This window comes from Paraniabella hibiscisoli (assembly GCF_022512515.1).
Taxonomy (GTDB): Bacteria; Bacteroidota; Bacteroidia; order Chitinophagales; family Chitinophagaceae; genus Niabella; species Niabella hibiscisoli.
The window spans coordinates 1,070,164-1,093,756 of record NZ_JAKWBK010000001.1 but is presented as its reverse complement, the minus strand read 5'-3'; the positions used below and the strand labels follow the sequence as shown (position 1 = coordinate 1,093,756).

At 41.9% G+C, this 23,593-nt stretch carries 29 protein-coding genes; 23 read left to right on the top strand and 6 right to left on the bottom strand.

Going from position 1 to position 23,593, the window contains the following annotated elements; translation table 11 throughout:
• Positions 1-233: 233 nt before the first annotated feature.
• From MKP07_RS07040 to MKP07_RS42215, 4 genes are all read right to left on the bottom strand, one after another.
• A complete protein-coding gene (locus tag MKP07_RS07040; RefSeq protein WP_240846150.1) occupies positions 234-557 on the bottom strand; it encodes a hypothetical protein in 324 nt (107 codons plus the stop codon).
• A gap of 44 nt (positions 558-601) precedes the next feature.
• The gene (locus tag MKP07_RS07035; RefSeq protein WP_240846148.1) at positions 602-1,135 is read right to left on the bottom strand and encodes a hypothetical protein; all 534 of its coding nucleotides are present in this window, start codon (positions 1,133-1,135) and stop codon (positions 602-604) included.
• A gap of 120 nt (positions 1,136-1,255) precedes the next feature.
• Entirely contained in the window at positions 1,256-1,825 is a 570-nt protein-coding gene (gene purN / locus MKP07_RS07030) for a phosphoribosylglycinamide formyltransferase (protein ID WP_240846146.1), read from the bottom strand.
• A gap of 31 nt (positions 1,826-1,856) precedes the next feature.
• Positions 1,857-2,150: a DUF6787 family protein gene (locus tag MKP07_RS42215; RefSeq protein ID WP_394803634.1), complete on the bottom strand. Its 294-nt coding sequence runs from the start codon at positions 2,148-2,150 to the stop codon at positions 1,857-1,859.
• 278 nt (positions 2,151-2,428) lie between these two features.
• Here MKP07_RS42215 and MKP07_RS07025 point away from each other — a divergent pair, with 278 nt between their 5' ends.
• The 18 genes from MKP07_RS07025 (at position 2,429) to MKP07_RS06940 (ending at position 18,280) form a co-directional block, all read left to right on the top strand.
• The gene (locus MKP07_RS07025) at positions 2,429-3,718 is read left to right on the top strand and encodes a c-type cytochrome (protein ID WP_240846144.1); all 1,290 of its coding nucleotides are present in this window, start codon (positions 2,429-2,431) and stop codon (positions 3,716-3,718) included.
• 104 nt (positions 3,719-3,822) lie between these two features.
• A complete protein-coding gene (locus tag MKP07_RS07020; RefSeq protein WP_240846142.1) occupies positions 3,823-3,975 on the top strand; it encodes a TAT-variant-translocated molybdopterin oxidoreductase in 153 nt (50 codons plus the stop codon).
• Between the two features lie 32 nt (positions 3,976-4,007).
• On the top strand, positions 4,008-4,553 hold the full coding sequence (locus tag MKP07_RS07015) for a molybdopterin-binding domain-containing protein (RefSeq protein ID WP_240846140.1): 546 nt from the start codon (positions 4,008-4,010) through the stop codon (positions 4,551-4,553).
• A 99-nt stretch (positions 4,554-4,652) separates the two neighbouring features.
• A complete protein-coding gene (locus MKP07_RS07010) occupies positions 4,653-7,034 on the top strand; it encodes a 4Fe-4S dicluster domain-containing protein (RefSeq protein WP_240846138.1) in 2,382 nt (793 codons plus the stop codon).
• A 75-nt stretch (positions 7,035-7,109) separates the two neighbouring features.
• On the top strand, positions 7,110-8,558 hold the full coding sequence (gene nrfD, locus MKP07_RS07005) for an NrfD/PsrC family molybdoenzyme membrane anchor subunit (RefSeq protein WP_240846136.1): 1,449 nt from the start codon (positions 7,110-7,112) through the stop codon (positions 8,556-8,558).
• A 99-nt stretch (positions 8,559-8,657) separates the two neighbouring features.
• Entirely contained in the window at positions 8,658-9,245 is a 588-nt protein-coding gene (locus MKP07_RS07000; RefSeq protein ID WP_240846134.1) for a DUF3341 domain-containing protein, read from the top strand.
• A 27-nt stretch (positions 9,246-9,272) separates the two neighbouring features.
• A complete protein-coding gene (locus MKP07_RS06995; RefSeq protein WP_240846132.1) occupies positions 9,273-9,902 on the top strand; it encodes a c-type cytochrome in 630 nt (209 codons plus the stop codon).
• A gap of 30 nt (positions 9,903-9,932) precedes the next feature.
• A complete protein-coding gene (locus MKP07_RS06990) occupies positions 9,933-10,511 on the top strand; it encodes a hypothetical protein (protein ID WP_240846130.1) in 579 nt (192 codons plus the stop codon).
• Entirely contained in the window at positions 10,511-11,191 is a 681-nt protein-coding gene (locus MKP07_RS06985; protein WP_240846128.1) for a hypothetical protein, read from the top strand. The genes MKP07_RS06990 and MKP07_RS06985 overlap by 1 nt, the downstream gene beginning before the upstream one ends.
• A 149-nt stretch (positions 11,192-11,340) precedes the next feature.
• Positions 11,341-12,450: a cytochrome c oxidase subunit II gene (locus tag MKP07_RS06980; RefSeq protein ID WP_240846126.1), complete on the top strand. Its 1,110-nt coding sequence runs from the start codon at positions 11,341-11,343 to the stop codon at positions 12,448-12,450.
• Positions 12,451-12,475: 25 nt separating this feature from the next.
• Complete coding sequence (locus MKP07_RS06975; RefSeq protein WP_240846124.1) at positions 12,476-14,290, top strand: cytochrome c oxidase subunit I; 1,815 nt, start codon at positions 12,476-12,478, stop codon at positions 14,288-14,290.
• A gap of 84 nt (positions 14,291-14,374) precedes the next feature.
• Positions 14,375-14,779, top strand: coding sequence for a UbiA family prenyltransferase (locus tag MKP07_RS06970; protein WP_240846121.1), 405 nt, complete (start codon positions 14,375-14,377; stop codon positions 14,777-14,779).
• 70 nt (positions 14,780-14,849) lie between these two features.
• Positions 14,850-15,269 (top strand): UbiA family prenyltransferase, encoded by a 420-nt coding sequence (locus tag MKP07_RS06965; RefSeq protein WP_240846120.1) that lies wholly within the window; start codon positions 14,850-14,852, stop codon positions 15,267-15,269.
• A 540-nt stretch (positions 15,270-15,809) separates the two neighbouring features.
• Entirely contained in the window at positions 15,810-16,379 is a 570-nt protein-coding gene (locus tag MKP07_RS06960; protein WP_240850677.1) for a cytochrome c oxidase subunit 3, read from the top strand.
• Between the two features lie 15 nt (positions 16,380-16,394).
• A complete protein-coding gene (locus tag MKP07_RS06955; RefSeq protein WP_240846118.1) occupies positions 16,395-16,886 on the top strand; it encodes a cytochrome c oxidase subunit 3 family protein in 492 nt (163 codons plus the stop codon).
• Positions 16,874-17,278, top strand: coding sequence for a cytochrome c oxidase subunit 3 (locus tag MKP07_RS06950; RefSeq protein ID WP_240846116.1), 405 nt, complete (start codon positions 16,874-16,876; stop codon positions 17,276-17,278). Before MKP07_RS06955 ends, MKP07_RS06950 begins: the two co-directional genes overlap by 13 nt.
• A gap of 60 nt (positions 17,279-17,338) precedes the next feature.
• Positions 17,339-17,824, top strand: coding sequence for a cytochrome C oxidase subunit IV family protein (locus tag MKP07_RS06945; protein ID WP_240846114.1), 486 nt, complete (start codon positions 17,339-17,341; stop codon positions 17,822-17,824).
• Positions 17,825-17,977: 153 nt separating this feature from the next.
• Positions 17,978-18,280: a hypothetical protein gene (locus MKP07_RS06940; protein WP_240846112.1), complete on the top strand. Its 303-nt coding sequence runs from the start codon at positions 17,978-17,980 to the stop codon at positions 18,278-18,280.
• Here the strand turns inward: MKP07_RS06940 and MKP07_RS06935 are convergent.
• The gene (locus MKP07_RS06935) at positions 18,261-18,968 is read right to left on the bottom strand and encodes a TerC family protein (RefSeq protein WP_240846111.1); all 708 of its coding nucleotides are present in this window, start codon (positions 18,966-18,968) and stop codon (positions 18,261-18,263) included. The two genes, MKP07_RS06940 and MKP07_RS06935, sit on opposite strands and share 20 nt — an antisense overlap.
• Before the next feature lie 26 nt (positions 18,969-18,994).
• Positions 18,995-19,615 (bottom strand): HAD family hydrolase, encoded by a 621-nt coding sequence (locus tag MKP07_RS06930; RefSeq protein ID WP_240846110.1) that lies wholly within the window; start codon positions 19,613-19,615, stop codon positions 18,995-18,997.
• Between the two features lie 547 nt (positions 19,616-20,162).
• On the opposite strand from MKP07_RS06930, the gene MKP07_RS06925 reads away from it, so the two are divergent.
• From MKP07_RS06925 to MKP07_RS06905, 5 genes are read left to right on the top strand one after another with little or no spacing between them, the layout of a single operon-like run.
• A complete protein-coding gene (locus tag MKP07_RS06925) occupies positions 20,163-20,738 on the top strand; it encodes a carboxypeptidase-like regulatory domain-containing protein (protein WP_240846109.1) in 576 nt (191 codons plus the stop codon).
• Entirely contained in the window at positions 20,732-21,181 is a 450-nt protein-coding gene (locus MKP07_RS06920) for a TonB-dependent receptor plug domain-containing protein (RefSeq protein WP_240846108.1), read from the top strand. The genes MKP07_RS06925 and MKP07_RS06920 overlap by 7 nt, the downstream gene beginning before the upstream one ends.
• Complete coding sequence (locus MKP07_RS06915; RefSeq protein ID WP_240846105.1) at positions 21,142-21,648, top strand: hypothetical protein; 507 nt, start codon at positions 21,142-21,144, stop codon at positions 21,646-21,648. The genes MKP07_RS06920 and MKP07_RS06915 overlap by 40 nt, the downstream gene beginning before the upstream one ends.
• Positions 21,645-22,097 carry a hypothetical protein gene (locus MKP07_RS06910; RefSeq protein ID WP_240846103.1) on the top strand — a complete coding sequence of 151 codons (453 nt, stop codon included), beginning with the start codon at positions 21,645-21,647 and terminating at the stop codon, positions 22,095-22,097. Before MKP07_RS06915 ends, MKP07_RS06910 begins: the two co-directional genes overlap by 4 nt.
• 26 nt (positions 22,098-22,123) lie before the next feature.
• On the top strand, positions 22,124-23,554 hold the full coding sequence (locus MKP07_RS06905; RefSeq protein WP_240846101.1) for a SusC/RagA family TonB-linked outer membrane protein: 1,431 nt from the start codon (positions 22,124-22,126) through the stop codon (positions 23,552-23,554).
• Positions 23,555-23,593: the final 39 nt, after the last annotated feature.

The following is a 23,593-nucleotide window of genomic DNA, read 5'->3' as shown; positions in this document are numbered from 1 at the left end:
TGCCGGAATTTTCATGGAAGTAATACCCAGTATCTTCCCGTTTTTGTCTGATAACCTCCAGGTGATCAGTCCTGCTTTTGCAGAGGGGATCCTGACGAAAGCGCTGCAGTCGTATTTTTCTCCGGCTTTAATCGCAATGCCTCCAAAGCCTTCGTTGATCAGCACCGGGTTTCCCAGGTCATAACTTAAAACAGCATAATGCCGATTGTTGGGGTGGATGGGTGATACAGAATCTATTGCCAAAGTTCCCAGACCCAGGCGCCAGGCAGTTTGGTGGTTCCAGTTTTTATCCCGGTATTTTTTATCAGCCGGATGATATTCAAAATCGCGGTTCTGCACCAGCTCTGCATACAAACCCCCATCTGCGGCATAATTAATATCTTCAAAAAAGCGCCTACCAGCAGGTCGCTGATCTTTTTAGCTTTTTCGGGAAGTGTTGTAAGTGTAAGGTCTACAGGTTTTAACCCAGCGAATCTTTGCGGATCGGTAGCTGCCGATTCTGTTAAAAGTGCCGATTGATATTGGGCACTTTTTTGTGCGTTGAGCAGGCCTTCCACCAGGCTAAACGCTACTTTATGTAGAGTTCCGATTTGTTTTTGACCTAAAATAGTTGCTTCAACGCGATTGTTACGATACTGCCGGCCAACCCCTTTTGGGCTGAGGGAAAGGTTTTAAAGTTGGTAGACAGGGAAAATGCCTCATTTTTATTATTAGTGTTGCTTTGCCAGCTCACGGTGTACGCACCGCCGGTAGCTGAAGAAATAACCGGTTCTATTACATTACTGCCCGGGGCTGTTTGCGGGTAACTCTGGCGTCCCCAGTAAACCAGGTCGGGCGAAGCGGCATGTGCCCATACATTTTCGGTTGCATTAAGGCTCCAAACCAGGTGCCAGGTTCCGCCACCGCCGGCAAAGAGAAATGGTTTCAACATTTTCTTTTGAGCGCCCCAGGTGCCATAATCGCTGTATACAAAATAATGCTCCGGACCTATCGCATTCCAGCTAAAACCATCGTTGCTCCAGGCAAAGGCTAAACCGGTGCGGGCATTTCCCCGTTCGGGGAATAGGCAAAGAGGTAGGCCGAATCGGGACGGTTGGCCGCTTGCTGAGCTTTTCCGGGTGCTGCAAAAAAGCATAATAAGGCCAGTACAGTTAATTGTTTCATAGCAGGGGCAATTTATAATAGTATAAATGACAAATATATTTATTTACAAATAGAACTGCAACTACATTAATAATGGCTTGTACTACTGCAGTTAGTGTTGTTGTAGCACCTGTTCTATTACTGCGGGGAAGTGAGCATGCTCCAGCAAGTGGATTTTTTGAGCCAGCTGCTCGGGCGTGTCTCCGGGTTCAATATTGCAGGTGGCCTGGAAGATGATATCTCCATGATCGTAGTGCTCATCTACATAATGAATAGTAATGCCGCTTTGCTTTTCCCCGTTTGCAATTACTGCCTGGTGTACAAAAGCGCCATACATGCCCTTTCCGCCATAGGCTGGCAATAGTGCCGGGTGAATGTTTACGATTTTGCGGGGATAGGCATCGATCAGTGGTTGGGGTATTTTCCATAAAAAGCCGGCTAAAACAACAAAATTGATCCCTTTTTCCTTCAAAAATGCAGCATATCCGTCTTTTTTATACTGTTCTCTCTCTATGAGTACCTGTTCAATCTGCTCCTGTTCCGCAATTGTCAAAACCCCAGCGCCGGGTTTATTACAGGCAATCAGGCTTATTTCTGCAATTTCGCTTGCCCTGAAATGGTCAATAATCTTTTGGGCATTACTACCGGCACCACTCGCAAAAACAGCTATTTTTTGTTTCATTTTTCTATTATTAAATCCACAACCGACCTTTTTATTGACTATTGGTCCGTTTTCTTGTTATTTTTTTAAACAACTCTTTTAAATACCTTTTAAAAAAGGCATACTGGCCAAAAATAATGCTTATCAGCAATACCATAAACGGCCAGATCGCAGTAACCAGTATTATATATATTATAGTATATAGTACCCGGTTATCTATTAGAAGAACAGACATAAGGCGTCTGCCAACATACCCGCTCAGGCTACCACCGATAGCAAAAGTGCAGAGTATTAAAAATAACTGCAGCGGGCCGACCTTCCATTTTTGTTTGAGCCTGTTAAACATAACCGATCCTGCAAAATAATTCACATTTTTCAAATAAGCTAAAATGAGGGATAACAGCCCCTGAAACCACAGATATTCACATCAAAACCACACAAGCAGGGATGACTTTTTAATGACAAACAAATTTTGAGTTCAAAAAAAAGGACGAAAAATCGGCTGAAACTCAAGCTGGGAGCGGGTTTAAAAAAGTTATAAATTGTTGCTGTTATGTTAACGGCGCGCCTTATTTTTGCAGTCGTTCAGAGGTTTTTATCCACATTTTAGATTTTATGCGTTTTATGAACAATCATAAGTATTTATTGAACCAACTAACCTTGCTTATAATAGCGCTGCTTGTTTCCGTTGCTCCCATTTTTGCACAGGAAGCTGCCGGCGTTCAGGAGGGAAAGACTTTATTTGTTGGTAAGTGTCAAAGCTGTCACTCTGGAGACATGAAATCTAACAGCACCGGACCTGCTTTAGGCGGTGTTCAGGGACGTTGGGAAGATGCCGGCAAGCTGCATGAGTGGATACGCAATAACCAAAAGCTGATTGCTTCAGGATATCCGAAAGCGGTGGAAGTATCGAAAATATCTGCTTCTGCGATGACTACTTTCCCCGATCTTACTGATCCTCAGATAGATGCGATCCTGGCTTATATTGATGCAAAGGCTTCAGGTAAGTTAGATACACCTAAAGACGGTGGCGCGGCCGCAAGTGGTGGTGAAGGTGGATCCAGCCAGAATAATATTATGTATGGTGTGGTTTCATTGATCCTGGCCCTGGTTGCTTTGGTTCTGATCTATGTTAACTTTAACCTACAAAAAGCAGCACGCGATGCAGAAAATGTAAAATCAGCGCCTTCTTTACCTATTTACCGTAATAAAACATATATAGCCATTTTCGCGATCGTGTTTTTTATAATAGGTGGTTATTTCACTACCAAAGGGTTAGTTAATGTAAACAGGCAGATCAATTACGAGCCGGTACAGCCTATTTTCTACTCTCACAAAGTACACGCCGGTGTAAACCAGATCAACTGTTTATACTGTCACGGTAATGCATGGGAAAGCAAAACAGCCGCTATCCCTTCTGTAAATGTGTGTATGAACTGTCACAAAACGATCCAGAAGTATAACGGACCTGAATTGAAAGACAAAAATGGTAACCTGGTTGATGGAACACGCGAAATACAAAAATTATACGAGTACGCTGGTTTCGACCCTGCTAAACCTGATGCATGGGATGCTTCAAAAGCAAAACCAATTGAGTGGGTAAAAATTCACAATCTTCCTGACCACGTTTACTTTAACCACAGCCAGCACATAAGAGTGGGTAATGTTCAGTGCCAAACCTGTCACGGTGATATTACCGGCATGGACGAGGTTTACCAGTTCTCTGAGTTGAGCATGGGATGGTGTGTAAACTGTCACAGGCAAACGAAAGTGAATTTCAATGTAGATTCCACCACTGGAAATCAGTTTTATAGCATTTACGAGAAGTTTCATAATGACATAAAATCAGGCAAAATGGATAGTGTAACGGTGAAAGATATCGGAGGCCTGGAGTGTCAAAAATGTCACTATTAATTAGTTGATCGGTTCTGTGCCGGTTTAACTAAACGGGCATCGGTACCAGTGTTGAAGCGAAGAGCAAATTATCACATTAGCAAATTATCACATTAGATAAAGATATGAGTAACAAGTACTGGCAAGGTTTTGGAGAAATAAATGACCCTGAAAATTTTCAAAAGAATGTGCGCGATGAATTTCGTGACGAGCTGCCTTTTGAAGATTTTGACAGCAAGGGTTTATTAGACGCAAAAGCCCCCGCAGGGACTTCTTAAAGTACCTCGGTTTTAGTACTGCTGCCGCTACTTTGGCTGCAAGCTGTAAAACCAAAGTACGCGAAGCCATTCCTTACGCCTTTAAGCCGGAGAACATTGTACCGGGTGAGGCTTCTTATTACGCTACTACTTTTATCCAGGATGGTGATGTGGTTCCGGTATTAGCAAGAGTGCGTGACGGACGCCCCATTCTGATAGAAGGTAACGATCTTTCTTTTGTGAAAGGTTGCACTACCCCCAGGATCCAGGCTTCGGTTTTAGACTTGTACGACAGATTCAGAACTACGCATCCCAAACAAAAAACAGGCGGAAAATTTGAAGAGGTTCCGACTTTTGAAGTTTTAGATAAAAAGATACCGGAGGCTATAAGAACTTCGGGTGGACAGGTTGTTTTTCTTTCGAGCACTATCAACTCTCCCTCTGCTTTACAGGTGATTGCAGATTTTAAAGCTGCTTATCCCAACTTTAAGCACGTTCAATACGACGCCGTTTCTTATACAGGTATGTTGCTGGCTAACGAAGCCAGCTTTGGAAAAAGAGCAATACCTTCTTACCGCTTTGAGAATGCAAAAAAGTAGTAGTAAGCTTTGGTGCCGACTTTTTAAGCAGCTGGTTAAGCCGTTGAATTTCAACACGGATACGCTTTAAATCGCAAGATCAATGAAGCGAACCCTCAAATGAGTAAACACTACCAGTTTGAGAGTTTCCTGAGCATGACCGGTGCAAATGCCGATGAAAGATTTAACCACCGATCTTCAGAAACAGGTGCGGTGGTAGCTGCTTTAGCGGCGGCTGTTGGTGTTAGCGTTGCAGCTCCTGCCATCAGTAATGCAAAAGTTAAAGCAGGTATTGATAAAGTAGCAAAAGATTTATTGGCGAATAAAGGACAGGGCCTGGTTATTTGCGGCAGCAATGACGTAAATATCCAATTACTGGTAAACGCGATCAATAATGCAATTGGTGCTTACGGTACAACCATCGATTGGTCGGCTCCTTTAAACTATCGCCAGGCGATCGATAAAGATTTTTCAGATCTTTTAACTGAAATTGAAAATGGTACGGTTGGTACTTTAATGATATATGGCGCCAACCCGGTATATACCTGGCCAGAACAGGATCGTGTTAAAAAAGCACTTTCGAAAGTAAAACTTAAGATTTCGTTTGCTGAGAAGCTGGATGAAATTTCTGAGTTGAGCGACTACCTGGTACCTACACATCACTTCCTTGAAAGCTGGGGAGATGGTGAAGCTACCACAGGCAGCATAGGTTTTCTTCAGCCAACTATTGCACCGCTGTTCAAAACAAGACAGTGGCAGGAAACTTTGATGGTTTGGGCTGGTAAAACAGAGCCTTACGCTGATTTCTTTAAAAACTTCTGGGTATCTCGCTTAGGTGGAGAGACAGCTTTCCTGAAAGTATTGCAGGATGGCGTTTCCTTAACCCGTGGTGAAGCAGCCATTTCCGGCGGATCCTATTCGGCAGCTGGTATTGAAGGAGCTGTAGCTGCGGTGAATGCAATACCTAAGTCTTCTAAAAAAGAAGTGGTATTGTACCAAAGCAATGCTTTAGGTTCGGGTACGCACCCGGCTAACCCCTGGTTACAGGAGTTACCTGATCCGATCACAAAAATTACCTGGGATAACTATGCTATGATATCTGTTTCAACTGCTGATGAGTTGAAAATAGATTATAAGAGCAATGATTATGAGTATTATCCTCAGAAGCCGATCATTGCTGTAAAGGTAAAAGGCAAAGAACTGAAGCTACCTATCATTGTGGTACCGGGTATGGATAATAACACAATTGCTGTTGCATTGGGTTATGGCCGTACGCCAAGCTTAGGTACTACTTATGTAGATGAGCATAGAGAAGATAAAAAAGTAGGTGTTGATGTATATCCTCTGTCATCGTTCAACGGTACCAGTGTAAATCTTTACACGATTGATGCTGAGTTGACGAATACGGGCGAAAACTACAAACTGGCGCAAACGCAGATTCATAATAGCTACGAAGGAAGGGTTGAAGTGGTTAAAGAAACAACTTTGGCAACTTTCTTAAAAGATAAAGAGCACTACGCTGACGATGCGAAGCATCTGTACGAAACCTATACTAAAAAGAAAGGTGCAACCCGTGCAGATTATATCAAATCGGGTACTTTATATGCGGAGCATGAGCCACAGGGTCTTAAATGGGGTATGAGCATTGATATGAATGCCTGCTTCGGATGTGGCGCCTGCGTTATTGCCTGCCATGCAGAAAATAACGTACCGGTGGTTGGTAAGAGCGAGGTATTGCGTTACCACGATATGCACTGGTTGCGCATCGACCGCTACTACGTATCTGACGAAAATGATCCTAACGATCTGAAAGGCGTTATTTTCCAGCCGATGATGTGCCAGCATTGTGACAACGCTCCTTGTGAGAACGTTTGTCCGGTGGCAGCCACTAACCATAGTGATGAAGGTTTAAACCAGATGGCTTATAACCGTTGTATCGGTACGAGATATTGCGCGAACAACTGTCCTTATAAAGTACGTCGTTTTAACTGGTTAGATTATACAGGAGCAGACAGCTTCCCGAACAACCAGGATCAAACAGTAGTAGGTAAATTAGACCCTGCTGTGTTCCACATGAATGACGATCTTACCCGTATGGTTCTGAATCCTGACGTTACAGTTCGTTCAAGAGGTGTAATGGAAAAATGCTCCATGTGCGTTCAGCGTTTGCAGCATGCTAAACTGGATGCGAAGAAAGAAGGAGTGCCTTTGAAGGATAAACATATCAGGCTGGCTTGTAGCTCGGCTTGTGCGGCAGATGCTATTGTGTTTGGTAATATCAACGATCCGGAAAGCGCTATCACAAAAGAGCGTGAAGACAATCCTTTGCGTACCTTCTATGTACTGGAGCAATTGCACGTGTTGCCTAACGTAAACTACCTGGCTAAAATCCGTAATACGGATGAGATCATTGGTGGAGACGACCATCACGGTGCAGCGGAAGGACATGGAGCAGAGGCGGGGCACGAGGCGAAGCCTGCAGCAGAAGGAGCGCATCATTAATGGATGATAGCAGTTCCGACTGAAGCAATAACAATAGAATTAGAATTTGACTTTTAGAATTATTTATAGATACTTATGTCATTAATCAGATACGAATCGCAGGCCAGGGCGCCATTGGTAGAAGGAAACAAAACCTACCACGATGTTACGGAAGATATTTGCCGTCCCGTGGAAGCTAAACCCAGCAAACTCTGGTGGGTTGGTTTCATTATATCATTGGGCTTATTGGGTTTTGGTGTGGTATCCATTTACATGGATATTGTGTATGGTACGGGCCAGTGGAACCTGAATAAGACAATTGGTTGGGGTTGGGATATCACCAACTTCGTATGGTGGGTAGGTATTGGTCACGCGGGTACGCTGATCTCTGCTATCTTATTACTCTTCCGCCAGGGCTGGCGTACCGGTGTAAACCGTGCGGCTGAGGCCATGACTATCTTTGCGGTAATGTGCGCAGGCCAGTTCCCGATCTGGCACATGGGTCGTGTGTGGAATGGTTTCTTCGTAATGCCTTATCCAAATACGCGTGGTCCGCTGTGGGTGAATTTTAACTCTCCACTTCTTTGGGACGTATTTGCGATCTCTACTTATTTTACAGTTTCATTGTTGTTCTGGTACTCTGGTTTATTACCGGATCTGGCAACCTTACGCGATCGTGCCAAATTAAAATGGAGCAAGTTCTTTTATGGTTTGGCTGCATTTGGCTGGACGGGTAGCACCAAACACTGGCAGAGACATGAAGCTTTATCTCTGGTATTAGCTGGTTTATCTACTCCACTGGTACTTTCGGTACACACAATCGTATCTTTTGACTTTGCTACTTCGGTAATTCCCGGATGGCACACAACCATCTTCCCTCCTTACTTCGTAGCGGGTGCGGTATTCAGTGGTTTTGCGATGGTACAAACTCTGTTATTAATTACCCGTAAAGTATTGGCCTTAGAGCAATACATTACTATGGAGCATATCGATGTAATGAACAAGGTTATTGTACTTACCGGTTCTATCGTTGGTATTGCCTACCTCACAGAGTTATTCATGTCATGGTATAGTGCCTCTCCTTATGAGTGGTTTGCGTTTAAAGAAAACCGTTTGAACGTGAACAGCCCTTATGGATGGAGTTACTGGTTGATGATGGGTTGTAACGTATTATCTCCGCAGATCTTCTGGTTCCGTAAAATGAGACGTAACATATTGGTTACCTTCTTTATGAGTATCCTTGTAAATATTGGTATGTGGTTCGAAAGGTTTGTAATTATCGTTACCTCTTTGTATCGCGATTATCTTCCGAGCTCCTGGAGTACTTATTACACGCCAACTATCTGGGAGATCGGTTTCTACATGGGTACATTTGGTTTGTTCTTTACCTGCTACTTCCTGTTCTCTAAATTCTTCCCGGTTATTGCGATCGCAGAGATCAAACATATCCTGAAGAAAAACGGGGATAGCTATAAAGCGGCATATGCGAAAGAAGAAATGGAGAGCTATGATGAGTTTGAGCACAATCAAAGTCACCATCATTAATAGCTAAGTTGAAAGGCAGACAGGTTTAAAAGTTGACAAGTTTTTTGGGCGGGTATTTTACGAGAACCCGGTAACCAGAATCCAGTAACAAAAAATAATATGAACGTTAAGAAATTTGTTGTAGGTAATTTTTACGAAGAAACGGTATTGTTTCCGGCAGTAACGAAAGTGCGCCGTGCCGGTTACAAAATACACGATGTGTATACTCCCTTTCCTATCCATGGTTTGGATAAGGTAATGGGTTTAAAGGATACCGATCTTCACATTGCAGGTTTTATTTACGGGATTACCGGTACCTCTACAGCCATTGGTTTTATCACCTTTATGCTGGCGTTTGACTGGAAGATCAATTTTGGAGGTAAGCCGTTCTTCTCTTTACCGGCATGGATACCTATTATGTTTGAGTTGACGGTATTATTTGCTGCTGTGGGTATGGTACTTACTTTCTGCTGGTTATGCCAGTTGGCGCCTTTTGTAAAGAAGGACCACTTTAACCTGCGTAGTACGGATGATACGTTCACCATGGCTATTGAGTGCACTGATAAAACTAATGAAGCTGAAGCGATTGCTTTTTTAGAAAGTGTAGGTGCGCAGGGCGTAGAAATACAGCATCGTGAAGCTGATTGGTGGATTGGGCGTTACGACAGGGAAACAGTACGTTTTGGAAAGAAAGTGCCACAGGTTTAATTAATATCAACTCAAGGAAAGAAACAGATGAACAAATATTTTTATATAGCAGTTGTGATGCTTAGCGCAGTAGCCGCAGGTTGTGGTGCAGGGAAAGATCCTGGTATTGCTTACATGCCTGATATGTACTATAGCGTGGCTTATGAAACCTATGCGCCAACTAAAAGTCTGAAAGATTCAGGAATTCATTATGACCGGTTACCGGTGCCTGGTACTGTATCCAGGAGCGAGGATCTGGCTTTTCATTTTGACTTAAAACATGACTCTTTGGGATATGCTCAGTCTGCCGGTTTAAAAAACCCGCTGGATAGCAGCAAGGCAACTGTGAACCTGAAAGAAGCAGAAAGATTATACTTAATTAATTGTGGAATTTGTCATGGTGCCGGTTTAGATGGTAATGGTCCGCTGTTTAAAGGCGGCGATGGTCCTTACTCAGCTGCTCCAAAAGATTTTCACGCCGCAGATATGGTGGCTATGGCACCAGGTACCATGTTCTACTCTATTACTTTTGGTAAAGGACAGATGGGTAGCTATGCCTCGCAGCTGACTCCGAAACAGCGCTGGGAAGTGGTAACGTATATTAAATCGAAGACAGCGAAGAAAGAGGCGCCGGCGGCTGCAGCTCCGGTAGATAGCACTGCAACTGCAAAGAATTAATTATTTGAACTTATTTAATATAGAACAGGAATGTCAACAGTAGAAAAATTTATACCTACCAAGAAGTACAACACTATTGCGTATGTGTTAATGGGTGTGGGACTGATAGCGGCTATAGCATTGTATATTGCTACGCACGGTGCAACCGGTAGTGAAGAGGAAATACACAAAAGTCAAGCGCGTTTTTGGGCAAGCCTGTTGCAAAACAGTGTCTTCTTTTTATTGGTGGTGAATGCGGCTATGTTCTTTATGTGCGCCACTACCCTGGCCTGGGGTGGCTGGCAGATAGGTTTTTCGAGAGTAACGGAAGCCGTTTCTTCTGCGGTTCCTGCCATTGGTATTATTGCCGCTGTCATTTTATTGTCTATCGTTTTCAGCGATAACCATACAATTTATCACTGGACAGACACCGAGCATGTGTTACATGATAAAGTTTTAAATCATAAAAAAGGATTTTTAAATAAAGGATTCTTTGTCTCGGTTACTTTAGCTACAGTAGTTTTCTGGTCGCTTATCGGATGGAAAATGCGCCAGCGCTCCAGGAGCCTGGATACCAATCCTCCGGCAACCGTTGAAGCAAGAAAAAGTTTGCCTGGGATAATACCGTAATGGCCGCCCTTTATGCAGTGGTATTTGCTTTAACTATTATGTCTTCTTTACCCTGGTTATGGTTAATGAGTATCGATGCACACTGGTTTAGTACTATGTACAGCTGGTACACTTTTGCCAGCACCTTTGTATCGGGCATAGCTGTAATATTATTATTTGTGGTGTTTTTGAAAAACAACAACATGCTACCTGCTGTAAACAAAGAGCATATACACGATTTGGGTAAGTTTATGTTTGCGTTTTCTATATTCTGGACCTACCTGTGGTTCTCACAGTTTATGCTGATCTGGTATAGTAACCAGCCGGAAGAAACAATTTATTTTGCTAACAGGATCGGAAGTCCTACAGAATCAAGCCCGTATGCGTTTCTGTATTGGATCATGCTGATCATCAACTTTGTAGGTCCTATTTTAATATTAATGAGCCGCGACTCCAAGCGTAACTATACTATAGTAACTTTTGTAGCCCTGCTTATTATTTTTGGTCACTGGCTCGATTTTTATCAAATGGTGTTCCCGGCAGTTTCACCTAACAAGTTACCTGCTATTCTTTATGATATGGGTATTGCTATGTTCTTTGTCGGATTGATATTGTTTATCGTGGGCCGCACATTAAGTAAGTATCCTTTAACTGTAAAGAACCACCCTTTTGCAAAAGAGAGTGTTATTCACCATACTTAATAATTATAGGAGGCTTAAAGAAAAGTTGAGATATATACTTCAGTATAAAGGTGCGTCCGAAGGACTCCTTCGGAGACGCAACAAAATTGAAAGAAGTACCGGAGTTGGTAACAAAAAATAAGATATAACATAACAGAACAATACATCGTATGCATACTTTTTTACTAATAGCGATTTTATTATTGGGATTCATTATCACCTTCCAGATTGCAAGGGCTACTGAATTTGTATCAATAGTACAAGGAGAGGAGAGGACAAGAAAGCAGTCTAACAGGATCAATGCATTTTTGTTGTTAGCGTTTCTGATTGTGGGTCTTTTTGGTGTGTATTGGGCGCATCATACCCTGGCTGATAAAACTTTAGGTTTTGACAGCTCGGCTTCCGACCACGGTATTAAAGTGGACAGGATGTTGAAATATACCCTGATCACTACAGGTATTGTATTTGTACTAACCCAGGTATTATTATTCTGGTATTCTTTTAAATACCAGGAGAGAGAAAATCAGAAGGCTTATTATTTCCCGCATAACAATAAGCTGGAAATGATATGGACGGTTGTACCTGCTATTGTATTAACAGTATTAATCTCATTTGGTTTAGTTTACTGGTTTCAGATCACGGGTGCAGCTCCTGAAAATGCAGCTACTGTAGAAGTTACCGGCAGCCAGTTTAAGTGGGAGTTTCGTTACCCCGGTAAGGATGGTGTTTTAGGTAAAAAGAATTATAAGTTTATTGACGAGAGCAATGATAACTCACTGGGTTTGATCTGGGATGATGCTGCTACACATGATGATATCGTGTCTGGTGGTCCATTACACCTGGTAGTTAATAAGCCGGTGAGATTAGTAATTGGTGCAAAAGATGTAATTCATAGCGTGGGTTTACCACATTTCCGGTTGAAAATGGATGCGGTGCCCGGAACGCCGACTACTTTATGGTTTACGCCTATTAAGACTACCAAGGATATGATCAAAGAAACAGGCCAGGAGAATTTTGTATTTGAACTTGCCTGCGATCAGATGTGCGGTGCCGGACATACAGGTATGCGCGGAGAAATTATTGTAGAAACCCAGGAAGAATATGATCAGTGGATGGCAAGCCAGAAGGCACAGTACCAAAAGGCCGTAGTGGAAAAGAAATGCCTGCAGCTCCGGCCGCAGCTGTTGCCAAAGACTCTTCGGCCAAGAAACCTGCTGATAGTGTTGCCGTTGCCGCTAAACCCGATTCAGCTACTACAAAATAATTTGATATACCTTTAGATCGATATTAAAGACGAATTTTTTTATGAGCGATATTTTACATACCCACCAGGAAACAGCAAGCCACGGTCACCATGCAGATGATCATCATCATGTGCATGCGCATCACAAAGAGACTTTTATTTCGAAGTATATTTTTAGCATGGATCATAAAATGATTGCTAAACAATTCCTTATTACAGGTATTGTATGGGCGATCATTGGTGGTTTGTTCTCGGTATTGTTCAGGTTGCAGTTAGGCTTTCCTGAAGAAAGCTTCCCCATTCTGGAGACATTTTTTGGAAAGTGGGCTGAAGGCGGAAGATTAAGACCCGAATTCTACTATGCATTAACTACTATGCACGGTACAGTACTGGTATTCTTTGTATTAACTGCCGGTTTGAGTGGAACTTTTGCCAACCTGTTAATTCCATTGCAGGTAGGAGCAAGAGATATGGCATCTCCAATGATGAACATGTTATCTTACTGGTTCTTCTTTGGTGGTAGCATTGTAATGCTGGCATCTCTATTTATCCAGACAGGACCTGCATCAGGTGGTTGGACGATCTACCCTCCATTGAGCGCCCTGGGACAGGCTTCAGAAGGTTCTAAAGCCGGTATGGATTACTGGATTATTGGTATGGCATTGTTTATTATCTCCCAGCTTTTGGGTGGTTTGAACTATATCGCAACTATATTAAACATGCGTACCAAAGGTATGAGCATGACAAGGGTGCCTTTGACAATCTGGGCGCTGTTGTTTACTGCCATCCTGGGCGTATTGTCATTCCCTGTATTATTATCAGGCGTAGTATTATTAATTTTCGATCGTCACCTGGGTACCAGCTTCTACCTGAGCGATATTTATATTGCCGGACAAGCTTTGGCCAATGAAGGCGGTAGCGCTATCCTGTTCCAGCACTTATTCTGGTTCTTAGGTCACCCAGAGGTGTACATTATCATCCTGCCTACCATGGGTATCGTATCGGAGGTAATGTCAGTTAACGCACGGAAACCCATCTTTGGTTATATGGCCATGGTGTTCTCTATGTTTGCGATTTGCGTGCTAGCCTTCCTGGTATGGGCGCACCACATGTTCGTCACGGGATTGAATCCGTTCCTCGGGTCGGTATTCGTATTGCTGACGCTCTTAATTGCGGTTCCTTCAGCTATTAAAGTATTTAACTGGTTAACTACTTTATGGCGTGGTAATATCAGGTTTACACCAGCCATGCTTTTTGCAATAGGCTTTGTAAGCTTATTTATCTCAGGTGGTTTAACAGGTATCTTCTTGGGTAACTCTACTATTGATATTCACCTGCACGATACCATGTTTGTGATCGCTCACTTCCACATTGTAATGGGTGTATCCGCCTTCTTTGGTATGTTCTGTGGTATTTATCATTGGTTCCCGAAGATGTTTGGCAGGTATATGAACAATACGCTGGGTTATATCCACTTCTGGGTAACACTTATTGGTGCATATCTAATTTTCTGGCCAATGCACTACCAGGGTTTTGCCGGTATGCCAAGAAGGTACCTGGATAAGAGCAGCTGGGTGAGCTTTAACCAGTTCCACGGCCTGGATGCGATGATCACTGTAGTTACGGTGTTAGTATTTGCGGTTCAGCTGATGTTTGTGTTCAATTATTTCTATTCTATATATAAAGGTAGAAGAGTAAGAGAGTTAAATCCATGGGGTGCTACTACATTAGAGTGGACCACACCTATTCGTCCGGGACACGGTAACTGGGATGGAGAAATTCCTGAAGTTCATCGCTGGGCTTATGACTACGGTAAAGACGGAAGAGATTTCATTCCGCAGACTGAGCCGATTGGAGATAAAGAAAGTTCGCATTAAGGGAAGAGGTGAATAGGAAATTGTGAATGGTGAGTGGTTGGCTTTCCAGGATCAATGAACCATTAACTATTAACAGGTAATAAATTGGAACAAAAAAGAGCCGGCTTTAAAGATTATATACAGCTTGTAAAGCCCTCTTTGAGTATAATGGTGGTATTTAGCAGTGTAATCAGTTACCTGCTGGTGCCCGATGTGTTGATTGACTGGTGGCGGATTGTTTTGCTCTTTGCAGGTGGTATGTTGGTTACAGGTAGTGCCAACACCATCAACATGGTGGTTGAAAAGGATACAGATGCGTTAATGAAACGTACGGCTAAGCGACCCATTGCCAGCGGGCGGATTACACCCGAACAGGGTTGGGGGTTTGCTGTGCTTACCGGCGCTTTAGGGGTATTCATCTTAGGCTATTATTTTAACTGGACAGCTGCCGCTTTGGCTGCGTTCAGTCTTTTCTTATATGCCTTTGTTTATACGCCTTTAAAAAAGTAAACTCTATTGCTGTATTAGTCGGTGCGGTTCCAGGAGCGCTTCCCTGCTTAATAGGCTGGGTAGCGGATTTGTGCCGGGCCAGGATATAGATTGGTTAGGCGGAGCGGTGATGTTTGGGATCCAGTTTTTGTGGCAGTTCCCCCATTTTTGGGCTATAGCCTGGGTGGCGCACAAAGATTATAGTGAGGCGGGCTTTAAATTATTGCCCAGTGATAAAGGGCCTACCAAGTTTACCGCATTGCAGACTTTAGTTTATTCGCTTTTGCTGGTACCTATTACCGTAGCGCCTTTCTTTACAGGCATCAGTAGTTCGGCTGGTATTAAAGGAATGATAGCTTTGGCACTCATCATTATCGCCAATCTTTTTATGATCATGCGGTGTGTGACTTTATATAGCAAAATGGACGTAAAGAGTGCCAGGAACGTGATGTTTGGAAGCTATATGTATTTGCCGGTTGTGTTACTGGCGCTACTATTAGCAAAGGTCTGAAATAGTAAATCAGAGCAGATGAAGAGGCTTCTTTTTTGTGTTTGTGCTTTTTCTTAATGACACTAGCGAATGCTCAGGCCAAAGCAATAGGAAGTGTAGATAGTAGTAACGTAGTTCTTTATATATACAGACCGGGGGAGGATATGACCTGCCTAATAGCAAAAGTTACATTATAACGGCCAATGGTAAGGAGATTGCAACAGTAAAGTATGGACAAAAGTGTGCAGTTAGGGTTCATGCAGGTGATTCGGTGTTACTTTCGACTTCCAGGAAGACTAAGGACCCCTTAATGTTAAACTTGAAGAGAGGCAGTAGTTATTTTATCAGGTGTTTTTTTCATACTGATTACTTTTGGGCAGGGCCTCAATTAATATTAATGCCGGAGGAACGGGGTAGATTTGAGTATGACAATTATGAGCGTATAATTGCAGAAACAAAGGAGAAACAGAAAAGAGAGCGAAAAGAGGAGCTTAAAAAGATAATGTCTATAATTAAACCTGTACACGAAGGTGAGTTATACGGGTAATAAACAAATTGAACGTGGATATAGTGAGCAACGAACAGCACAAAAGAGTACATCCTCATAAATTTACTTTATGGGTAGCCATAGCAAGTATCATTATGATGTTTGCGGGTCTTACCAGTGCTTTTATTGTAAAAAGTAACCTTACCGGCTGGAGAACGATTGTATTACCTAAGATCTTCTGGGTTTCTACGGTAGTAATTTTAGCAAGCAGCCTTACCATGCAAATGGCTATTAAGTCATTTAAAGCCCGTGATATGCAACGCTACCGTTCTTTGATGGGCGTAACGGTAGTATTAGGATTGGCTTTTGTAGTTTGCCAGATTGTAGGATTTGGTGAATTATGGGACCAAAACATCCGTTTTAAAGGATCATCGGGCGCAGGTCAGTTCTTTTATGCAATTGCCGGTTTACACGGTTTGCACGTATTAGGCGGGGTTGTTGCATTGATTGTGATGGTGGTAAGGTCTTTAATTGGAACGCGCAAACTGTATAGTGCAGTTCCCGCTGAGGTAATGGGCATGTACTGGCATTTTGTAGACCTTTTGTGGTTGTATTTATTAATATTTTTTATAATTGTTGGATAAAATTTTTTCTAAGGAATGGCACACGAAGCAACAGTAAACACACATCGTACCAAATGGTGGAGCGGAGGGAAAAGCCCTTTTAATATAGAGTACGGAAAAGTGATGATGTGGTATTTTTTAATGAGCGATGCCTTTACGTTCGGCGCGTTCCTTATTTCTTACGGTACCACCAGGTTTAGCCAGAACTTCTGGCCAGATCCCAACGTGGTATTTAACGCATTGCCAGGTGCGGGTCATGCTAACTTGCCATTGGTGTTTGTAAGTATCATGACGTTTATCCTGATCATCAGCTCGGTTACGATGGTATTGGCAGTACACGCAGGGCATAATCGTAAAAAAGCAGATGTACAAAAATGGTTACTATGGACTATTGTGGGAGGTTTAGCGTTTTTAGGTTGCCAGGCTTTGGAGTGGCATCACCTTTTAACTGCTGAGCATGCTACCTTAATTGATGGTAAAATTGAATTGATCAGCCAAACTACCCGGCACAATCCATGGGGAATTTAGTACATGGTCCTGAAGTGACCGCGGCTTTACAAAACTCTTCCATCGAAACTTTGGCTAGTTTGGTTAGCGAGCATCATTTGTCTCCTGCATCTCACGCTGAATTGTTGACCACTCCTAAAGACCAGTTGGTACAACTGATCAGTAACAGCGATGCGGTTCATATCCGTGAAAAAGGTCCTGTTGCATTCGGAGGTTTCTTCTATGGTATTACCGGTTTCCATGGTTTTCACGTATTTAGTGGTGTGATTATCAATATTGTTATGCTGTTAATGACTTCCAATAATGTATTTGAAAATAAAGGGCATTACCTGATGATTGAAAAAGCTGGTTTGTACTGGCACTTTGTAGACCTGGTTTGGGTATTCGTGTTCCTGTGTTTTTATCTGATATAAGAGGTTAGACATTTAGATTTTAGTATTAAGAATATTTAGAGTTTTAGAATAAAATAAGTTATGAGTAATCATTACGATCCTACAAAAGATATTTCTCCTTCAGCAGCTTACCCCGAGGTAACTGTATCGCACCATCATTCTGATGATGCAACCTTTAAAAAGAAGGTATGGAAAACAACAATGATATTGTCTGTTATCACCATCATTGAGTTGGCCATTGGTTTTCTGATCTACTTCCTTCATAAAGGAGAGCCATCTTATTTCTTTATTTTATTATTGAAAGGTATTGTTTGTATCCTGACGCTTGCAAAAGCTTACTACATAGTTTCGGTGTTTATGCACCTGGGAGATGAGATCCGTAATTTTATTATGACAATCGTTGTTCCTTTAGCTTTATTTATATGGTTTATCATTGCATTTCTTGCAGATGGTCAGTCTTATAAAAACCTGCGTAACAAATATGATAAACATTTTGAAGAAACTACCACGCCTAAAGCTCATTCAGGCTCATCGGCGGCCGAACCTGCTAAAGGGGAAGGCCACTAGTTTTCCGTCAAGAATATATTTTGGGGTCCCGGAGTGAATGCTCCGGGATTTTTTGTTTTATAACAAGATTGTACTGCTACCGTTTATTTTTTTGACAATTATCAAAACTACCGGGAAGCCCGCTCCATAATTTAGCGTTTATAAAGGCAAATTATGAAATCAAAATTCCTGATCAATAAATGGCTGATATTGATAGTAGCTGTTTTTTCTCCCGCTTATTTTTCTGCATTATACTCTGTTGAAAAGCATCATATAGACATAGGGCACCTGGGGCAGGCAATTGTTGAGCTGGCTACTATACCCGCTTTAATTATGCCACTGTTTGTTTTTGGTTATTCCCTTGCTTACATGGTATCAACAAAGAAATTATCCGTTTTGCTGGTGCTATCAATGATTTGCTCTGGCTCTATGCTCAGTGGGTTTATTATGCAGATCTTTATGGATCCCGGGGTTTGACCTTTCCTACTGTTTTCATCTGTATCAGGTCTACCAGGAAAGAGAATCCCATGGCAAAATAAATATAGCCCTTCGGAATTTTCACTTCAAACCCTTCAGCCAGTAAAGCCACGCCAATCAACATCAGGAAGCAAAGGGCCAGTACCTTAAAGGACGGGTGCCGGCTTATAAAATTACTGATAGGTTTAGCTGCTATCAGCATAATGATCACTGTAACGATCACTGCCGTGTACATAATCCAGAGCTCCTGTACCATACCTACTGCAGTAATGATCGAATCGATGGAGAAAACAAGGTCCAGCACTATAATTTCAGAAAGCAGTTTGCGAAAGCTGCCCGTTTTTACATTAGCCGGGTCATTAGGGTTAGGCTCCTCGGTTTTATGATAGATCTCCTTCGTGCTTTTATATAACAGAAATAAACCTCCGGCGATCAGTATCAGCTCTTTACCCGTGAAAGACATGCCGAAAATGGTGAACAGGTTTTGATCCAGCTTTAGTATCCACGAAATAACAGCAAGCAGTATAAGACGCATTACCATTGCCAGGCCGATACCCCAAAGTCTTAATTTGGCCCGCTGGTTTTCGGGCAGCTTATCGGCCAGTATGGAAATAAAGATAATATTGTCAATACCCAAAATAACTTCCAATGCAATAAGGGTAAGAAGCGGGATCAGCACGTCGGCCATAACCAAAAGGTTTATTTGATATTTTTTTAATTGAAGCTTTTATAGTCGATGTCTTCTATCAGCATGCCTGGTTTCAGCAAATGAATTTTCATACCCAGTTTTTCTGCATTGGGAAAATTAGTATAAGAATCGTCAATAAACAAAGTTTCCTCCGCCTTTATTCCCGCATCCTCCAAAATATGCTCAAATACTTCAATATCCGGTTTTCTAAGTCCTACTTGCTGCGAATAATAAGCTTTTGTAAAAAAGGATTCGAGGGAAGGGTAAGCTGTTTGTTCTAAAAGCTGTGCGCTAAAATAATCGTAATGGATCTGGTTGGTATTGCTTAGGAGGTAAAGGTTGTATTCCTTTTTTAGATCCGCCAGGTAGGCGAGACTGGTTTGCCGGTATCCCAGCAATAAGGCATTCCAGGCATCCCTGATCTGTTCGCTGGTTACCGGTCCTGCTACGATGGTTTTAACTTTTGTATAAAACTCTTCCGGACTAATGATACCCGTTTCCAATTGTTGAAACAGGGCGTCTGCCTGGTATTGGGTAAACATGTCGTCGAAATCGCCAAATCCCAGCTTTTTGAAAGCATTAGAGGTTTTGCTAAAATCGAGGTCGTAAAATACCCCGCCAAAGTCGAAAAGTAGATTGCGTATCATATAAGGCGAAGGTAGGCGAGGCGAGGTAAACACCATTGTTATTTTGCTAATAGTGCAAAATTTGCCTATGAGAAATAACAACTGCCTTTTCGTTATAATTTGAAAAGATCTAAAAATAGAGGCTAATTCGCAAGCAGTCTGTCGAAACCTGGTCTTATCCTTTGAATTCCTTTTATAATTTGTTATTAAGAATAAATGAATGCAAAAAATTTATCTTGTTATTTTTATGTTAACAAAAACAATATCTTAGCAAGATCAACGATTGCTTTAAACACTAATTTGCTCAATCAAGTTATGACCCACCTGGTTAGGGTTAGCTAAAAATATGGATCTGTTTTTAACAAAATTGCATTGCCATGTATAAAGGCCATTTATTGAATATGAATATATTTAATATATAGATTTTAATTTTTTTAGATGAAATCATTCCATTTATAACAAAATTTTAGGTTTTTAGTTTATCAAAACCTATTTTCGCGATCTGCTGAATCGATTTTTTTAATATCACAAAAGCTAAACATTTATTGCTTATGATGAAGTTTACCCCATGGAAGCGGGCGTATGGAGTTTACGTTTTGCTGAGTTTTTACTATCTCTAGTGCTTTTTCTACCCGGATCTTCTTTTGCACAGGTAGGCACTAAAAGAGCAACGGGTATAGTCGTTGGTGAAGACGATAAGGCTTTGCCAGGTGCCACTATAACCAACCTGCGTACAAAGGCAGGCACTAACTCCGATGTGGATGGAGCATTCTCTATAAATGCAGAATCAGGCGACCAATTAGAAGCTTCTTATATCGGTATGATTTCGCAAACGATTACTTACTCTGGACAAGCCAACGTTAAATTTTCGTTGAAGGCCGATGAAAAAGGCAAGCTAGATGAGGTGTTGGTTGTATCAACAGGTTATAATACTATGGACCGTAAACTGTTTACAGGATCCAGTACCACCATCTCTGCTAAGGATGCGCTTCGTAATGGTATACCCGATGTATCCAGGATGCTGGAAGGCCAGGTAGCGGGTGTATCTGTTCAAAACGTGTCGGGAACCTTTGGTGCCGCACCCAAGATTCGTATCAGGGGGCTACCTCATTATCGGGTGATAACAAACCTCTTTGGGTGGTAGATGGTATTATCCTGGAAGATGTGGTAAATATTTCTAACGAAGCGTTATCTACTGGTGACGCCAATACACTGATAGGTTCATCAGTAGCAGGTTTGAACCCAGACGATATTGAATCTATGACTGTTTTAAGAGATGCTGCTGCTACTGCTTTATACGGTGCAAGAGCGATGAACGGTGTAATTGTAGTAAATACCAAAAAAGGTAGAAATACGCAGGGACGTGCTAATGTTAACTATACGGGCAACTTCACAACGTATTTAAAACCAAGCTACCAACAGTTCGATATTATGAATTCTGCAGAACAGATGTCTGTAATGTTGGAATTGGAAAATAAAGGTTATTTCAATCATAGCCAGGTTTCACGAGGAAATACGGGGGCATTTTCTTCAAAATGTACAACCTTATGTATGACTATGATCCTGCTACTGATTCTTATGCATTAAAAAATACACTTTCGGACCGCCTGAATTTCCTGGAACGTTATGCCAAAGCGAATACAGACTGGTTTGATGTGTTATTTAAAAATTCTTTATTGCAGGAGCATTCTGTAAGCGTAACTGCCGGATCGGAAAAGGCTCAAACCTATTTTTCAACCAGCTTCTTAAATGACAATGGGCAGACTTTAGGCGATAATGTAAGCCGTTATACTGCAAATTTCAGAACCAATGTAAAATTAAGCAACAAGCTGAGCGTTGAGTTTGGTGTTAACGGATCTGTGAGAGATCAGCGTGCTCCTGGAACCTTAACCAGGACCTCTGATCCTGTTTACGGACAGTATTCCCGTGACTTTGATATCAACCCTTACTCCTATGCTTTAAATACGAGCAGGTTGATTACTCCTTATGATGAGGAGGGTAACCTGAATTCTTTACCAGGAATTATGCTCCATTCAACGTTATTAATGAGTTGAATAACAACTACCTCGAACTGAAATCTTATGAGATGCAGGTTCGTGGAGGTCTTAAGTATAAGATTATTCCTGGTTTAAACTACTCTTTTGATGCGGCATATCGTTTTGCCAATACGCGCAGACAGCACTATATAAAAGAAAACTCCAATATGGCTGAAGCATTTCGCGCCAACGGTGATGCCACTATTGCGGCTGGTAATATTCAGTTGTATAAGGATCCGGATTTCCCCAACAGTTTACCGGTTGTTGTATTACCTGAAGGTGGATTTTTCAACACCAATGATAATAGCCTGAAGAACTATTACGTGAGAAATTCATTAGAGTACGATAAACGTTTCGGAGAAGATCATTGGATCAACTTATTAGGCATGATGGAGATTCGTTATACAGATCGTCAGAACTCTAATTTCCAGGGTATTGCCTATCAGTATGAGAACGGGGACTCGTAAATCCAAATTATCGCTATTTCAAGAAGATGATTGAAGGGGCTCAACCTTATTTTGGCATGGGATATGGCTATGACCGTTTTGTCGCCTCCATGTTCAGAGCCGCTTATTCTTTTAAAGAGCGCTACACATTGAACGGAACTTTCCGGTATGATGGTTCTAATCTTATGGGTAATTCACCTGTTGCCCGCTGGCTGCCTACCTGGAACGTATCCGGTGCCTGGGATATTGATCGTGAAAACTTCTTTAATCCTGACAATAAAATATTATCATCTGCCCGTCTTCGCGCAACTTACGGTTTGGTGGGTAGCCTGGGTAACGCCACTAACTCATCTGCGGTGTTCTACAACCAGATCACTTATAGGCCTTACGAAAATGAGAAAGAAGCGGCGATTGATATCAGCAGTCTTGAAAACTCGGAGCTGACATGGGAAAAACTGTATGAATTGAACATAGGTACTGATCTTTCTTTCTTTAACAGAAGATTAGATCTGACGGTAGATGTATACCAAAGAAATATTTTTGACCTTATTGGTTCTATCCGTACTTCAGGTATTGGTGGTCAGTTTACCAAAACAGCTAACTATGGAGAAATGAAGGCTCATGGTATTGAGGTTACATTGGGTGGAAATGTTGTTCGTAACGAAGGTGGCCTTAATTGGCGTACACAGTTCAACTTTGGTTACAACAAAAATAAAATTACCAAGCTGGAAGTAGATCCTAATATCTGGACGCTGGTACGCGCAGAAGGCGCTCCGATGGAAGGATATTCACAAAGAGGTTTGTTCTCTATTAAATTTGACGGTCTAGACCCCCAGTACGGATACCCAACTTATATCAACGAAGAGGGTGAAAAAGACACTTATATTTATCTGCAAAGTGATAAGGTTGATAACCTGGTTTACCATGGTCCCACAGATCCTATTCTTACGGGAGGTTTCTTCAACAGGGTTGAATATAAAGGTATTTCATTGTCTGCCTTGTTTACTTTTGCACAAGGCAATTATGTAAGATTGCAGCCTACCTATGCATCATCTTATAACGACATGGTATCTATGTCAAAAGATATGGTAAACAGGTGGATAATGCCAGGCGATGAAACGAAAACTAATATTCCAGCACTACTGGATAACCTCACCGGTGACCTGAGAGTGATGAGGGCTAATGGAAGTACTACCAGTGCCATTTACCCCTACAATGCGTACAACTATTCTACAGAGCGTATAGCAAAAGGAGATTTTGTGAGGTTTAAGAATATCACGGTTGCCTACATGTTGCCTCAACACCTGGTTTCCCGCGTTGGCTTAACCAATGCACAGGTAGCTCTGGTGGGTAACAACATAGCGTTATTATATTCTGATAAAAGATTAAATGGTGCTGATCCCGAGTTTTTCAACAATGGTGGTGTTGCCATGCCTATTCCGAGACAATACACATTTTCTTTAAAACTTGGTCTTTAATTCGTACAACTATGAACAATAAATACAAAATATTTCTAG

Excerpts from the sequence above, each read along its gene's own strand:
- MKP07_RS07035 (WP_240846148.1), bottom strand. The coding sequence starts at position 1,135 with ATGCTTTTTTGCAGCACCCGGAAAAGCTCAGCAAGCGGCCAACCGTCC.
- purN (WP_240846146.1), bottom strand. The coding sequence starts at position 1,825 with ATGAAACAAAAAATAGCTGTTTTTGCGAGTGGTGCCGGTAGTAATGCC.
- MKP07_RS42215 (WP_394803634.1), bottom strand. The coding sequence starts at position 2,150 with ATGTTTAACAGGCTCAAACAAAAATGGAAGGTCGGCCCGCTGCAGTTA.
- MKP07_RS07025 (WP_240846144.1), top strand. The coding sequence starts at position 2,429 with ATGAACAATCATAAGTATTTATTGAACCAACTAACCTTGCTTATAATA.
- MKP07_RS07020 (WP_240846142.1), top strand. The coding sequence starts at position 3,823 with ATGAGTAACAAGTACTGGCAAGGTTTTGGAGAAATAAATGACCCTGAA.
- MKP07_RS07010 (WP_240846138.1), top strand. The coding sequence starts at position 4,653 with ATGAGTAAACACTACCAGTTTGAGAGTTTCCTGAGCATGACCGGTGCA.
- nrfD (WP_240846136.1), top strand. The coding sequence starts at position 7,110 with ATGTCATTAATCAGATACGAATCGCAGGCCAGGGCGCCATTGGTAGAA.
- MKP07_RS07000 (WP_240846134.1), top strand. The coding sequence starts at position 8,658 with ATGAACGTTAAGAAATTTGTTGTAGGTAATTTTTACGAAGAAACGGTA.
- MKP07_RS06995 (WP_240846132.1), top strand. The coding sequence starts at position 9,273 with ATGAACAAATATTTTTATATAGCAGTTGTGATGCTTAGCGCAGTAGCC.
- MKP07_RS06990 (WP_240846130.1), top strand. The coding sequence starts at position 9,933 with ATGTCAACAGTAGAAAAATTTATACCTACCAAGAAGTACAACACTATT.
- MKP07_RS06985 (WP_240846128.1), top strand. The coding sequence starts at position 10,511 with ATGGCCGCCCTTTATGCAGTGGTATTTGCTTTAACTATTATGTCTTCT.
- MKP07_RS06980 (WP_240846126.1), top strand. The coding sequence starts at position 11,341 with ATGCATACTTTTTTACTAATAGCGATTTTATTATTGGGATTCATTATC.
- MKP07_RS06975 (WP_240846124.1), top strand. The coding sequence starts at position 12,476 with ATGAGCGATATTTTACATACCCACCAGGAAACAGCAAGCCACGGTCAC.
- MKP07_RS06955 (WP_240846118.1), top strand. The coding sequence starts at position 16,395 with ATGGCACACGAAGCAACAGTAAACACACATCGTACCAAATGGTGGAGC.
- MKP07_RS06950 (WP_240846116.1), top strand. The coding sequence starts at position 16,874 with ATGGGGAATTTAGTACATGGTCCTGAAGTGACCGCGGCTTTACAAAAC.
- MKP07_RS06945 (WP_240846114.1), top strand. The coding sequence starts at position 17,339 with ATGAGTAATCATTACGATCCTACAAAAGATATTTCTCCTTCAGCAGCT.
- MKP07_RS06940 (WP_240846112.1), top strand. The coding sequence starts at position 17,978 with ATGAAATCAAAATTCCTGATCAATAAATGGCTGATATTGATAGTAGCT.
- MKP07_RS06935 (WP_240846111.1), bottom strand. The coding sequence starts at position 18,968 with ATGGCCGACGTGCTGATCCCGCTTCTTACCCTTATTGCATTGGAAGTT.
- MKP07_RS06930 (WP_240846110.1), bottom strand. The coding sequence starts at position 19,615 with ATGATACGCAATCTACTTTTCGACTTTGGCGGGGTATTTTACGACCTC.
- MKP07_RS06925 (WP_240846109.1), top strand. The coding sequence starts at position 20,163 with ATGGAAGCGGGCGTATGGAGTTTACGTTTTGCTGAGTTTTTACTATCT.
- MKP07_RS06915 (WP_240846105.1), top strand. The coding sequence starts at position 21,142 with ATGTATGACTATGATCCTGCTACTGATTCTTATGCATTAAAAAATACA.
- MKP07_RS06905 (WP_240846101.1), top strand. The coding sequence starts at position 22,124 with ATGATTGAAGGGGCTCAACCTTATTTTGGCATGGGATATGGCTATGAC.